This window comes from Achromobacter sp. KK8, assembly GCF_054188005.1.
The window spans coordinates 2,079,571-2,092,369 of the sequence record NZ_CM135178.1 but is presented as its reverse complement, the minus strand read 5'-3'; the positions used below and the strand labels follow the sequence as shown (position 1 = coordinate 2,092,369).

10 protein-coding genes are annotated in these 12,799 nt (G+C 68.4%); all 10 read right to left on the bottom strand.

The annotated features are described in order from the left end of the window. Positions 1-22 precede the first annotated feature (22 nt). The 10 genes from ACVN9Z_RS09705 to metH all read right to left on the bottom strand — a co-directional run bounded on the left by ACVN9Z_RS09705 (position 23) and on the right by metH (position 12,677). Positions 23-1,585, bottom strand: a complete 1,563-nt coding sequence (locus ACVN9Z_RS09705) for a mannitol dehydrogenase family protein (RefSeq protein ID WP_049050908.1) — start codon at positions 1,583-1,585, stop codon at positions 23-25. Next, positions 1,573-2,784 (bottom strand): D-mannonate dehydratase ManD, encoded by a 1,212-nt coding sequence (gene manD / locus ACVN9Z_RS09700; RefSeq protein WP_238927527.1) that lies wholly within the window; start codon positions 2,782-2,784, stop codon positions 1,573-1,575. The genes ACVN9Z_RS09705 and manD overlap by 13 nt, the downstream gene beginning before the upstream one ends. Positions 2,785-2,811: 27 nt before the next feature. Beyond that, complete coding sequence (locus tag ACVN9Z_RS09695) at positions 2,812-3,543, bottom strand: amino acid ABC transporter ATP-binding protein (RefSeq protein ID WP_035182674.1); 732 nt, start codon at positions 3,541-3,543, stop codon at positions 2,812-2,814. Between the two features lie 125 nt (positions 3,544-3,668). Beyond that, positions 3,669-4,328, bottom strand: coding sequence for an amino acid ABC transporter permease (locus ACVN9Z_RS09690; RefSeq protein ID WP_006392648.1), 660 nt, complete (start codon positions 4,326-4,328; stop codon positions 3,669-3,671). Further along, positions 4,325-4,990: an amino acid ABC transporter permease gene (locus ACVN9Z_RS09685; protein ID WP_006392647.1), complete on the bottom strand. Its 666-nt coding sequence runs from the start codon at positions 4,988-4,990 to the stop codon at positions 4,325-4,327. Before ACVN9Z_RS09685 ends, ACVN9Z_RS09690 begins: the two co-directional genes overlap by 4 nt. A 31-nt stretch (positions 4,991-5,021) precedes the next feature. Further along, entirely contained in the window at positions 5,022-6,059 is a 1,038-nt protein-coding gene (locus tag ACVN9Z_RS09680; RefSeq protein ID WP_006386878.1) for an L-idonate 5-dehydrogenase, read from the bottom strand. Between the two features lie 12 nt (positions 6,060-6,071). Further along, entirely contained in the window at positions 6,072-6,905 is an 834-nt protein-coding gene (locus ACVN9Z_RS09675) for a substrate-binding periplasmic protein (RefSeq protein WP_024067608.1), read from the bottom strand. Positions 6,906-7,035: 130 nt separating this feature from the next. Continuing rightward, the gene (locus tag ACVN9Z_RS09670) at positions 7,036-7,902 is read right to left on the bottom strand and encodes a substrate-binding periplasmic protein (protein ID WP_054443771.1); all 867 of its coding nucleotides are present in this window, start codon (positions 7,900-7,902) and stop codon (positions 7,036-7,038) included. Positions 7,903-7,996: 94 nt separating this feature from the next. After that, on the bottom strand, positions 7,997-8,725 hold the full coding sequence (locus tag ACVN9Z_RS09665) for a FadR/GntR family transcriptional regulator (RefSeq protein WP_020925365.1): 729 nt from the start codon (positions 8,723-8,725) through the stop codon (positions 7,997-7,999). 178 nt (positions 8,726-8,903) lie between these two features. Continuing rightward, positions 8,904-12,677 (bottom strand): methionine synthase, encoded by a 3,774-nt coding sequence (metH, locus tag ACVN9Z_RS09660; RefSeq protein ID WP_458213356.1) that lies wholly within the window; start codon positions 12,675-12,677, stop codon positions 8,904-8,906. Between the last annotated feature and the right edge of the window lie 122 nt (positions 12,678-12,799).

Genomic DNA, 12,799 nt, shown 5'->3' with positions numbered 1-12,799 from the left:
CGGCGCGGACGGCGGCCGCGTATCAGTCCTGGCCCGCGAGCATCGCGGCCAGGGTCGCCTCCAGCGCGCCGGCCACGCCCAGCGTGCGCAACGACTGCGCCGCCTGCGCCACCTCGCGCACGAAACGCTCGTCGCGGCCCAGGTCGCCGAACACGGCGGCCAGGGCTGTCATCTCGCGCGCCCAGGCCAGCGCGGCGGCCGGCCCCGGCGGCGCCTCGCGCGCCGCCTGCTCCGCCTGCGCCAACCGCTGCGCCAGCGTCTCGGCCAGCGGGTCATCGATGGGATAACGCCGTCCTGCCTGATCCACCCCGCGCAGGAAATGCAGCCAGCCGGCCAGCGCCAGCGCCAGCCCGGCGATCGGCCGGTCCGCCGCCAGCCGCGCCCGCACCGTGCCCAGCAGGCGCTGCGGCATCTTCTGCGACCCGTCCATGGCGATCTGCCGCGTCTGGTGCCTTAGCGCCGGATTGGCGTAGCGTTGCAACAGCCGCTCCTGGTAAGCCGCCAGGTCCAGGCCCGGCAGGGCCGGCAGGGTCGGCGCGATCTCGTTGCGCATCAGGTCGGCCAGATAGCGCCGCAACGCCGGCTGCGCCACGGCCTGGTCCACCGTGGCCCAGCCCGCCATCACCGACAGGTAGGCCAGCGCCGAATGCGCGCCGTTCACCATGCGCAGCTTGAGCGTCTCGAAAGGCGCCGCCTCCGTGGCGAAGCGCGCCCCGCCCGCGGCCCAGTCCGGCCGGCCGGCGGCAAAGCGATCTTCCACCACCCATTCCAGGAATGGCTCGGCCTGCACCGGCCAGGCGTCCATCATGCCCAGCGCCTGCGCCACGGCGGCGCGATCCTCATCGGTGGTGCGCGGCACGATGCGGTCCACCATCGCGCAGGGAAAGGCGCAGGCCTGGTCGATCCATTCCGCCAGCCTCGCGTCCACCTGCGAGGCGAAGGCCAGCACCAGGCCGCGCAGCAGGTGACCGTTGCCGGGCAGGTTGTCCAGCGACAGCAGCGTCACCGGTCCCAGGCCCGCCGCGCGCCGGCGCTGCAGCCCCCACACCAGGAAGCCGATAGTGCTGCGCGGCGCCAGGGGCTGCGCCAGATCGTGCGCGATGTCGGGGTGCGCCAGGTTCAGCGCGCCGCTGGCCGGATCGTGGCAATAGCCTTTTTCGGTCACGGTCAGGCTGACGATGCGCGTATACGGACTGGCGATGCGCGCCAGCACCGCCTGCGGATCCTCGGGCGCCACCAGCGTTTCCAGCAGGCAGCCGATCACGGCCAGCCGCGCTTGCGGCCGGCCCTCGGCGTCGGCGCTGCGCAGCGCCAGCGTGTACAGCCCGTCCTGCGGCGCCAGCGCGTCGCGGGTATCGGCCTGCCGCAGCGACACGCCGCAGATGCCCCAGCGCGGGTCGCCGCTGGCATGCAGGGCCGCCTCATTCACCGCCGCCAGGTGGCCGCGCGCGAACGCGCCCAGCCCCAGATGCACGATGCCGGCGCGCAGGGCGCCGCGGTCGTAGGCCGGCCGCGCCACGCCGGGCGCCAGCGCCTGCAGGCGCGCCGGATGCAGCCGGACGGCCGCCGGGGCTACCAGTTCCATAACGTGCCGTCCTGCTGCAGCCGGTTCACCGGCAGGTAAGCGCGCTTGTACGGATACTTGGCGGCCAGCTTCTCGTCGATGTCCACGCCGTGACCCGGCACATCGCCCGGATACAGCATGCCCTGCGAGAAGGTGTAGGCGTGCGGGAACACCGCGTCCGTCTCCTCGGTGTGGCGCATGTATTCCTGGATGCCGAAGTTCGGCACCCACAGGTCGAAATGCAGCGCCGCGCCCATGCACACCGGCGACAGGTCGGTGGCGCCATGGCAGCCGGTGCGCACCTGGTACAGCGAGGCCAGGTCGGCGATGCGGCGCAGGTGGGTGATGCCGCCGGCGTGCACCACGGTGGTCCGGATGTAGTCGATCAGCTGGTTCTGCACCAGGTCCTTGCAGTCCCAGATCGAGTTGAAGATCTCGCCCACCGCCAGCGGCGTGGTGGTGTGCTGGCGGATCAGGCGGAAGGCCTCCTGGTTCTCGGCCGGCGTGGCGTCCTCCATCCAGAACAGGCTGTACGGCTCCAGCGACTTGCCCAGGCGGCCGGCCTCGATCGGCGTCAGGCGGTGGTGCACGTCGTGCAGCAGGTGATGCTCGAAGCCGAGCTTTTCGCGGATGCGCTCGAACAGCTTGGGCGCATGTCGCAGGTACTTCTCGGTGGACCAGTCGTGCTCGCTGGGCAGATCGGCGTCGGCGGGTTCGTAGAACAGGTTGCCGCGGCCCACGCCGTAGACCTTGTCCAGCCCCGGCACGCCGCTCTGCGCGCGGATCGCGCGGTAGCCCATGTCGGCGTAGCGCAGCACTTCGTCGACGGTGTGCTCGATGTCGCTGCCGTTGGCGTGGCCGTAGACCATCACCCCGGTGCGGCTCTTGCCGCCCAGCAGCTGGTACAGCGGCAGGCCGGCGGCCTTGGCCTTCAGGTCCCACAGCGCGGTGTCGACCGCGGCGATGGCGGTCATGGTGACCGGGCCCCGGCGCCAGTAGGCGCCCTTGTACAGGTATTGCCAGATGTCCTCGATCTGGTGCGCGTCGCGGCCGATCAGGCAAGGCACCACGTGTTCGGTCAGGTAGGCCGCCACGGCCAGCTCGCGCCCGTTCAGGGTGGCATCGCCGATGCCGGTCAGGCCCTGGTCGGTCTCGATCTTCAGGGTCACGAAATTGCGGCCCGGCGAACAAACAATGACGCGTGCGTTCGTAATTTTCATCATGGATTCCGTGAAACGGGGGGGTGTTCAGCCTTCCCAGCCCAGGTGGCTGAGGAAGTCGCGGGTACGGGCGACCTGCGGGTTGTCGAAAATCTGCGCGGGCGGGCCCTGTTCCAGGATGGCGCCGTTCTCGAACACCACCACCCAGTTGGCCACGCGCCGCGCGAAACTCATTTCATGCGTGACCACGATCATGGTCATGCCTTCCTGCGCCAGCTTCTTCATGACGTTCAGCACCTCGCCCACGGTCTCGGGATCGAGCGCCGAGGTCGGCTCGTCGAACAGCATCACTTCCGGCTCCATCGCCAGCGCGCGGGCGATCGCCACGCGCTGCTGCTGGCCGCCGGACAGGTTGGCGGGGAAGTTGCCGGCCTTGTTGGCCAGGCCCACCTTCTCCAGCAGCGCCATGGCGCGGGCCCGCGCCTGCTCCGGCGCCATGCCGAGCACGGTGATCGGCCCCATGGCGACGTTGTCCAGCGCCGACTTGTGCGGGAACAGCTCGAAGCTCTGGAACACCATGCCCATGCGCTGGCGCACCTTGCGCACCTCGGACTCGGCCTCCGGCACCGCCACGCCGTCCAGCAGCACGCGGCCGCCGTCGATCTTCTCCAATGCGTTGGTGCAGCGCAGGAGCGTGGACTTGCCCGAGCCGGACGGGCCGATCAGGCACATCACCTCGCCCTTGTTGACCTGCAGCGAGACGTCGTTCAACGCCACGAAGTCGCCAAAGACCTTGCGCACGTGCTCGTACACCAGCACCGGCGGCTGGTCGGCGCCCTTGCGGGTGGCGGCCGATGCCGCGGCAGCGGTCGCTGCGGCAGGCGTTGCTGCGGCGGCCACCGCCGCGCCGGCCGTGTCGGCCGTTTGTTCCAGGATCATCTCGTTCACTCCTTGACTCCGTATTTGCGGTGGATCCAGTCGACCAGCTTGGCCTGCGGATAGCCCATCAGCCAATAGATCACCGCCATCGCGGTCAGCATTTCCAGCACGCGGAAGCTCTGCGCGCGCACCTGCATCGAGGCATAGGCCAGCTCGCTGACGGCGATCACCGACACCAGCGAGGTGTCCTTGAACAGCGAGATCCAGGTGCTGGCCAGCACCGGCAGGATGCGCCGCGCCGCCTGCGGCACCAGCACCTTGAACATGGCCTGGCGGCGCGACATGCCCATCGCCAGCGCCGCCTCCATCTGGCCCTTGCGGATCGAATTGATGCCGGCGCGGAAGGTCTCGGAGTTGTAGGCCGACACGTTCAGCACCAGCGCCACCAGCGCCGTGGTCACCGCCGAGAACTGCACGTCCAGCGCCATCGGCATGACGTAGAACGCCCAATAGATCACCAGGATCAGCGGCAGGTTGCGGAAGAACTCGACGATCGCCACCGCGACGCCGTTGGCCACGCGGTTCGACGACAGCCGCATCAGTGCCAGCACCATGCCGCCGGGTACCGCCAGCGCCATCGTCACCACCGTCAGCATCACGGTCATGGCCGCGCCCTGCAGCAGCACCTGGCGCGAGTCCCAGATAATTCCCCAGTCCAGATTCATGAGCGCCCCAGGTGTGCGTAGCGTTGGTACAGCCGGTCCACGCCGCGCGTCACCGGAAACAGGATCACGAAGTACGCCACGATCACCGCGGTGAACACCTCGATCGGCCGGTAGCTCTGCCCGGCGATGGTCTCGGCCTTGTGCATCAGCTCGGGCACCGCGATCACCGTGGCGATGGCGGTGTCCTTGATCGCCACCGTCAGCACCGAGCCGAAGGCCGGCAGCATGCGGATGGTGGCCTGCGGCAGGATGATCTTGCGCAGCGCCTGGGCCCGCGACATGCCGAGCGCCAGGCCGGCGCGCATCTGCCCCGGCCGCACCGACTCGATGCCGGCGCGGATCACCTCGGCCGAATAGGCCGCGATGTGCAGCGTCAACGCCACCAGCGCCGCCCAGAACGGCGCGAAGGTCACCCCGGCCAGCAGCGGGAAGGCGAAGTAGATCCACACCAGCACCACCAGCACCGGGATGGCGCGCATGCTGTCGATGTAGAACACCAGCAGCACCCGCAGCCAGCGCGGCCCGTACAGGCGCAGCAGCGCGATCACCAGGCCCAGCAGGATGCTGGAGACGGCCGTGACGGCGCTCAGCGCCACCGTGATGCCCAGGCCGCTGGCGAAGAAGCGCCAGTTATCGACGATGGGGGAAAAATCGAAGTCCATGCAATCTCCGTGCGATTCGCGAGCGCCGGGCTCAGAACGTCACCATCACTTTCATGGCCTGGCGCCGGTCCGCCGCCAGCGCGAAGGCCTCGTGCGCCTGGCGCGCCGGCACGGCGGCCGTCAGCAGCGGCGCCACGTCCACCAGGCCGCGGCCCAGGTAGTCGACCGCCCAGGCGTATTCATCGACGAAGCGGAAGCTGCCGATGACGTTCAGGCTCTTGACCATGATCTGGTTGAACGGGCACTGCTCGCTGCTGCCATTGAGCGTGCCCACCGTGACGATGGTGCCGCGCGGCCGCGTGGCGCGGATGCAGTTGGCCAGCCCGGCGTAGTTGCCGGAGGCCTCGAAGCACACATCGACCGTGCCCTTGCCCGCCGCCAGCTCGTCCAGCGCGCCCGGCTCGGCGGCGGCGTTGATGGTGCGCGTGGCGCCGACCTTGGCGCAGGTCGCCAGGGTCTGGTCCACGATGTCGACCACGATGACCTGGCTGGCGCCGGCCAGGCGCGCCGCCATCAGCACCAGCGCGCCGATCGGCCCGGCGCCCACCACCATCACCGTCTTGCCCAGCAGCGTGCCGGCGCTGCGCACCGCGTGCAGCGCCACCGCCAGCGGCTCGCCAAAGGCGGCCAGCTCGAACGACAGGCTGTCCGGCACAGGCACGCACTGTTTTTCCTGCACCACCACCTGCTCGCGCATCGCGCCCTGCATGTGCGGATAACGGCTGGCGCTGCCGAAGAAGAACACCGCCTCGCAGTGGTTGGAATCGCCCTGGCGGCAATAGCGGCACACGCCGCAGGTGCGCGCCGGATCCAGCGCCACGCGGTCGCCGGGCTTGACGGCGGTGACGGCCGAACCGACCTCCAGCACCTGGCCCGAGGCCTCGTGGCCCGGCGTCAGCGGTTCGCGGATGACGAAATCGCCGACCCGGCCGTGGCGGTAGTAATGCAGGTCCGAACCGCAGATGCCGACCGCCTTGACGCCGACGCGCACCTGCGTCGGGCCCAGCGGCTCGGGCGCCTGTTCCACCAGCCGCAGGTCCTCGGCCCCATGAATCGCGCAATTGAGCATGGTGTGTCCGCCTTACTTCAGGTTCTGCGTCATGCGGCGCTCTTCGGCCACCAGTTCGGGATGCATGCGCGCTTCCACCTTGCGCAGCCACTCCAGGTACACCGGCTGGTTCTTGGCCACGCCCATGCCCGCGTCGATCGCGAAGATCTTGCTGTCCTGGCAGTCGTTTTCCTTGGGGAACACGGCCAGGCCCTTGACCTTCCTGCTGATGTTCGGCCACAGCATGCGGTTCAGCGGCGCCACGTCGGAGCGGCCCGCCAGCACTTCCTCGATCGGCGCCACCGAACCCGAGTTGGTCACGCCGCGCAGCTTGGCCTTGGGGAAGTTCTCCAGCACCAGCGGCTCTTCGCCCGCGCCCGAGAAGTAGGCCATGGTGATGCCGGGCTGGTTGAAGTCCTCGACCTTGGTGGCGCTGGTGAACTTGGGGTTGGACGCCAGGCCGAACATGCAGACGCTGGTGTTCGAGAACGTGACGAAGTCGATGATCTTGGCGCGCTCGGCGTTCTGGTTCAGCGGCCCGATCATGATGTCCATCTGGTTGGCGATCAGCGCCGGCACCTTGGTCTCGTGGCTGACCTGCACCGGCACGATCTTCACGTCCAGCAGGCGCGCGAATTCCTTGCCCAGCAGCCATGACGAGCCCATCCAGGGCTCGCCCGAGCCGGTGGTGTTCTGCACCAGCCACGGCGGGTTGTTGACCACGCCCACGCGCAGCACGCCAGCCTTGCGGATGGCGTCGATGCGCGGGCTCTCGCCGGGCGCGGGCGGCGTCTGCGCCTGGGCGGTGGCGGCGCCGGCCAGCAGCAGAGCGGTGGCGGCGAAACGGGTGAGGAAGGACGGTTGCATTGCGGTCTCCTTGGAGGCAAGCCCGGCGGCGGACGCCGGATGCGGGCGCGCGAGGCCGCGGGCAGTCGCCCGGGCCGCGCGCCTTGCGCGGGTCGGTGAATCCAGTGGGGTGGGGAAAGGCCGGAGCGGCCTACGGGGTCTGTTCGATGATGCGCATTTCGTCGGCGTCCAGGCGCGTCTTCATGCCGGCGGCCACCTGCCGCAGCCAGGCCAGGTATTCGGGTTGGTTCTTGTCGATCGCCAGGCCCACCGGCGAGGCCTTTTCGGTGCTCTGCTGGCAGTTGGCCTCGGCGGGCAGCACGGCCAGGCCGCGCACCTTGCGGCTCAGGCCGACCCACGGCACGCGATTGATCGGCGCCGCGTCGGCGCGCTTGGCCATGATTTCCTCGATCGGCGCGGTGGCGCCCGAGTTGGCCACGGCGCGCAGCGTGGCGTTGGGAAAGCGCTGCTTGACCCAGGCTTCCTCGGCGCCGCCAGTGAAGTATGCGATGGTGACGCCGGGCCGGTTCAGGTCATCGACCGACCTGGCCGCGGCCAGTTTGGGATTGGAAGCCAGGCCGAACATGCAGACGCTGGTGGAGGAATACAGCACGAAGTCCACCACCTTCAAGCGTTCCGGCGTTTCGGCCAGCGGGCTGATGGTCATGTCGACCTGGTTGGCCGCCAGCACCGGCACCTTGGTTTCATGCGAGACCTGCACCGGCGTCAGCTTCACCCCCAGCAGGCGGGCGTATTCCTTGGCCAGCAGCCAGGCCGGGCCGCTCCAGCCCTCGCCGCCCTTGCCGGATACGTCCTGCAGCAGCCAGGGTGCGTTCTGCAGCACGCCGACGCGCAGCTCGCCGGCCTTGCGGATGGCATCGATACGCGCGCTCTGGCCCGCCGCGGGCGCTTCCTGCGCCATCGCCGGCGCCGCCAGCGCATAGGCCGCCAGCGCGCACGCCGACAGCATCGCCGCCGCCCTGTGCCAGGCGCGGCTCCCCTTGTTCCTTTGCTGCATCCTGTTGTCTCCTGATGTGTGTCGCCCGGTTCCGGGGCGCGGTATCTTCCGCGCTCAGCCGGGGGCCGCCTGCCGGTCCTGCCTTAAAGCCTGTTCACCGCCACCCCTGCGCGAACTCGCCGATCACGCGTTCGAGGTGATTGCGCATCGCCTGCCGCGCCCCATCCGCATCGCGCGCCACCAGCGCGCTGAAGATGCGCTGGTGATCTTCCTGCGAGGCCTGGCGCAATTCCTGCGTATGGAAATGCTGTTCGATCTTTTCCCAGATGGGGCCTTGCGCCTGGTCCCACATCGCCGTCACCGTGCCCAGCAGCACGCTGTTGCCGGTGGACTGCGCGATGTAGAGGTGGAAACGGCGGTCGGCCTCCTGGTTTTCTTCCTTGTGCATCATCTGCTCGCGCATGGTGGTCAGCGCCTCGAAGATGCGATCCAGGTCGGCATCGTTGCGGGTGCTGGCCGCCAGCGCGGCGATTTCCGATTCGACCAGGCAGCGCGCGCGCAGCAGTTCGAACGGCCCCGCGCCCGGCTCCTGCGCGGCCGGCAGCCGCGCCACGCCCGGACGCGGTTCACAGACATAGATGCCCGAGCCGCCGCGCACTTCCACCACGCCCTGCAGTTCCAGCGCGATGATGGCCTCGCGCAGCGAGGTGCGGCTGACGTCGAAGCGCTCGGCCAGCGCGCGCTCGGCCGGCAGGCGCTTGCCCACCGCGAACTCGCCCTGCGCGACCAGGGCCTGGATCTGCGCGGCCAGCCGCAGGTAGGCGCGGTCGGCCACCGGCTTGCTGGCGGGTTCCTCGGGCTTGGGGATCAGTTGTAGTGTCATGGCGTTGAAAGTGGTTGGACCAAATATTATGTGGTTTACCAATTTGGCACATCATGGTTTACCACTATCCATTTGGTAAACCGTCCGAATAAAACAAAGCGCCGCGCCGGACGAGCCGGGGCGGCGCTGGGGTGGCGCTGGGATGCCGGGCGGGCCCGGCGCGGCGACGGAAACCGCCTCAGCCCAGGTTCGGCGCCAGCGTGCGCTTCAGATCCTCGATGCTGCGGCCGCTGCGCGCGGCGTAGTCCTGCAACTGGTCTTCGCCGATGATGCCGACGTTGAAGTACTGCGACTGCGGATGGCTGAAGTAGAAGCCCGACACGCTCGAGGCCGGGAACATGGCGTAGCTGTCGGTCAGCATCATGCCGATGTCGGCGCCGTCCAGCACGCGGAACATGTCGGTCTTGACCACGTGTTCCGGGCAGGCCGGATAGCCCGGCGCCGGGCGGATGCCGACGTACTTCTCGGCGATCATGTCGTCGTTGGACAGCGCCTCGTGCGGCGCGTAGCCCCACAGGTCCTGGCGCACGCGGGCGTGCAGGCATTCGGCGAAGGCCTCGGCCAGGCGGTCGGCCAGCGACTTGAGCATGATGCCGGAATAGTCGTCCAGCGCCTTCTCGAACTCGGCTTCCTTTTTCTCGATGCCCAGGCCCGCCGTCACCGCGAACATGCCGATGTAGTCGAGCTTGCCGCTGGATTTGGGCGCGATGAAGTCCGACAGCGACTTGTTGCTGACGCCCTCGCGCTTGGCGCCCTGCTGGCGCAGGTTGCGGTAGGTGAACAGCACCTCGCTGCGGCTCTCGTCCTTGTAGACCTCGATGTCCTCGTCGTTGACGCTGTTGGCCGGGTAGAAACCGACCACGCCGTTCGCGGTCAGCCAGCGGCCCTCGACGATGCGCTTCATCATGGCCTGGCCGTCAGCGTAGACCTTGCGCGCCTGTTCGCCCACCACCTTGTCCTCCAGGATGGCCGGATACGGGCCGAACAGGCTCCAGGTCTGGAAGAACGGGCCCCAGTCCACGTACTTCGCGATCTCGGCCAGGTCGTAGCTCTTGAAGGTGCGGCGGCCGATGAACTTGGGGCGCGGCGGCGTGTAGCTGTCCCAGTCGATCCGCGGGCGCGAGGCGCGCGCCTCGGCCAGCGGCAGGATCGGCGTGGCCTTGCGGTTGGCGTGGCGGCGGCGCACGTCCTCGTATTCCTCGGCCAGCTCCGCCAGGTAGGCGTCCGCCTGGTCGGACATCAGGCTGGTGGCCACGCCCACCGAACGGCTGGCGTCCGGCACGTAGATCACCGGGCCTTCGTAGTTGGGCGCGATCTTCACGGCCGTGTGCACGCGGCTGGTGGTGGCGCCACCGATCATCAGCGGCACCTTGCGGCTGCGGAAATACTCGTCGCGCTGCATTTCCGAGGCGACGTAGGCCATCTCTTCCAGGCTGGGCGTGATCAGGCCGGACAGGCCGACGATGTCGGCGTTCTCTTCCTTGGCTTTCTCCAGGATCTGGGCGCAGGGCACCATCACGCCCATGTTCACCACTTCGAAGTTGTTGCACTGCAGGACCACCGAGACGATGTTCTTGCCGATGTCGTGCACGTCGCCCTTGACGGTGGCGATAACGATCTTGCCCTTGGCGCGCACGTCGCCGCCGGCGGCCGCGATCTGGCGCTTTTCCTCTTCGATGAAGGGGATCAGGTGGGCCACGGCCTGCTTCATCACGCGCGCCGACTTCACCACCTGCGGCAGGAACATCTTGCCGGCGCCGAACAGGTCGCCGACCACGTTCATGCCGTCCATCAGCGGGCCTTCGATCACCTCGATCGGACGGCCGCCGCGCGCGGCGATCTTCTGGCGCACCTCTTCGGTGTCCTCGACGATGAAGGCGGTGATACCGTGCACCAGCGCGTGCGACAGGCGCGCCTCGACTTCGGCATTGCGCCAGGCCAGGTCTTCTTCCTTCTTGGCGCCCGAGCCTTTCACGCTGTCGGCGAACTGCACCAGGCGCTCGGTCGGCGTGCGTTCGTCGGCCGGGTCGGTCTTGCCGACCGGCTCGGCGCGATCCAGCACCACGTCCTCGACCAGGTCGCGCAGCTTGGGATCCAGGTCGGCGTACACGCCCAACTGGCCGGCGTTGACGATGCCCATCGTCATGCCTTCCTTGACCGCGTAATACAGGAACACGGTGTGGATGGCCTCGCGCATCGGCTCGTTGCCGCGGAACGAGAAGCTCACGTTCGACACCCCGCCCGAAATGCGGGCGTGCGGCAGGTTCTCGCGGATCCAGCGCGTGCCTTCGATGAAATCGACGGCATAGTGGTTGTGCTCGTCGATGCCGGTGGCGACCGCGAACACGTTGGGATCGAAAATGATGTCTTCCGGCGGGAAGCCCTCTTCCTCGACCAGGATCTTGTAGGCGCGGCCGCAGATTTCCTTGCGGCGCTCCAGCGTGTCGGCCTGGCCCTGCTCGTCGAACGCCATCACCACCACCGCCGCGCCGTAGCGGCGGCACAGGCGGGCGTGGTGGCGGAACGGCTCCAGGCCTTCCTTCATGGAGATCGAGTTGACCACCGGCTTGCCCTGCACGCACTTCAGGCCGGTCTCGATCACGTCCCACTTGGAGCTGTCGATCATCACCGGCACGCGCGCGATGTCGGGCTCGGAGGCAATCAGGTTCAGGAAGCGGTGCATGCACGCCACCGAATCCAGCATGGCCTCGTCCATGTTGATGTCGATGATCTGCGCGCCGTTCTCGACCTGCTGGCGGGCCACCGCCAGCGCCTCGTCGTATTTCTCTTCGCGGATCAGGCGCGCGAACATCTTGCTGCCGGTGACGTTGGTGCGTTCGCCCACGTTCACGAACAGCGTGTCCTCGTCGATGTTCAGCGGCTCCAGGCCCGACAGGCGGGTCTTGACCGGGATCTCCGGCACCACCCGCGGCGTCAGCGCCGCGACCTTGTCGGCAATCGCGCGGATGTGGTCGGGCGTGGTGCCGCAGCAGCCACCGGACATGTTCACCAGCCCGGCGCGGGCGAATTCCTCCAGCAGCGCGGAAGTATCGGCCGGGGTCTCGTCGAAGCCGGTCTCGGCCATCGGGTTGGGCAGGCCGGCGTTGGGGTAGACGCAGACGTAGGTGTCGCAGATCTTGGACAGCTCGGCCACGTACGGGCGCATCAGCGCCGCGCCCAGCGCGCAGTTCAGGCCGATGGTGACCGGGCGCGCGTGGCGCACCGAGTTCCAGAAGGCCTCGACGGTCTGGCCCGACAGGATGCGGCCGGAGGCGTCGGTGACCGTGCCCGATATCATCACCGGCAGGCGGATGCCGCGCTGCTCGAACACTTCCTCGGCGGCGAAGATCGCCGCCTTGGCGTTGAGCGTGTCGAAGATGGTCTCGATCAGGACGATGTCGATGCCGCCGTCCAGCAGGCCATTGAGCTGTTCAACGTAGGCCACGCGCAGCTCTTCGAAGGTGACGTTGCGCGCGCCCGGGTCGTTCACGTCGGGCGAGATAGACGCCGTCTTGGGCTGCGGGCCGAGCGCGCCGGCCACGAAGCGCGGTTTGTCCGGCGTGCTGTACTGGTCACAGGCCTCGCGCGCCAGTTGCGCGGACACCAGGTTCAGTTCGTAGGCCAGTTCCGGCAGGTCGTAGTCGCCCTGCGCGATCGAGGTGGCGCCGAAGGTGTTGGTCTCGATGACGTCGGCGCCGGCCTCCAGGTACTGGCGGTGGATCTCGGAGATCACCTCCGGCCGCACCAGCGACAGCAGCTCGTTGTCGCCCTTGAGGTCCTTGCCATGGCCGGCGAAGCGCTCGCCGCGGAAATCGGCCTCGCCCAGCTTGTAGCGCTGGATCATCGTGCCCATGGCGCCGTCCAGGATCAGGATGCGCTGACCCAGCTGGCGGGCGAATTCGCCGCCGCGGGTGAAGCTCTCGGGCGGGTAAGGCAGGCGAGGATACGACACGTTCAGGTCCGAAAGGAGGAGGTTGGGCAACGAAGGCGGCCGGGCAAATGTCGCTAAAAAGCGATAAAGGCCTAAAAATCAACCCCTGATCGTAACAAAACGGGCCCTGTCTCGCCCTCCGG

What these genes read in the sequence shown, in the direction of transcription:
- ACVN9Z_RS09680 (WP_006386878.1), bottom strand. Translation starts at nt 6,059, where the DNA reads ATGCTCAATTGCGCGATTCATGGGGCCGAGGACCTGCGGCTGGTGGAA.
- ACVN9Z_RS09685 (WP_006392647.1), bottom strand. Translation starts at nt 4,990, where the DNA reads ATGGACTTCGATTTTTCCCCCATCGTCGATAACTGGCGCTTCTTCGCC.
- ACVN9Z_RS09665 (WP_020925365.1), bottom strand. Translation starts at nt 8,725, where the DNA reads ATGACACTACAACTGATCCCCAAGCCCGAGGAACCCGCCAGCAAGCCG.
- ACVN9Z_RS09670 (WP_054443771.1), bottom strand. Translation starts at nt 7,902, where the DNA reads ATGCAGCAAAGGAACAAGGGGAGCCGCGCCTGGCACAGGGCGGCGGCG.
- manD (WP_238927527.1), bottom strand. Translation starts at nt 2,784, where the DNA reads ATGAAAATTACGAACGCACGCGTCATTGTTTGTTCGCCGGGCCGCAAT.
- ACVN9Z_RS09690 (WP_006392648.1), bottom strand. Translation starts at nt 4,328, where the DNA reads ATGAATCTGGACTGGGGAATTATCTGGGACTCGCGCCAGGTGCTGCTG.
- ACVN9Z_RS09705 (WP_049050908.1), bottom strand. Translation starts at nt 1,585, where the DNA reads ATGGAACTGGTAGCCCCGGCGGCCGTCCGGCTGCATCCGGCGCGCCTG.
- ACVN9Z_RS09675 (WP_024067608.1), bottom strand. Translation starts at nt 6,905, where the DNA reads ATGCAACCGTCCTTCCTCACCCGTTTCGCCGCCACCGCTCTGCTGCTG.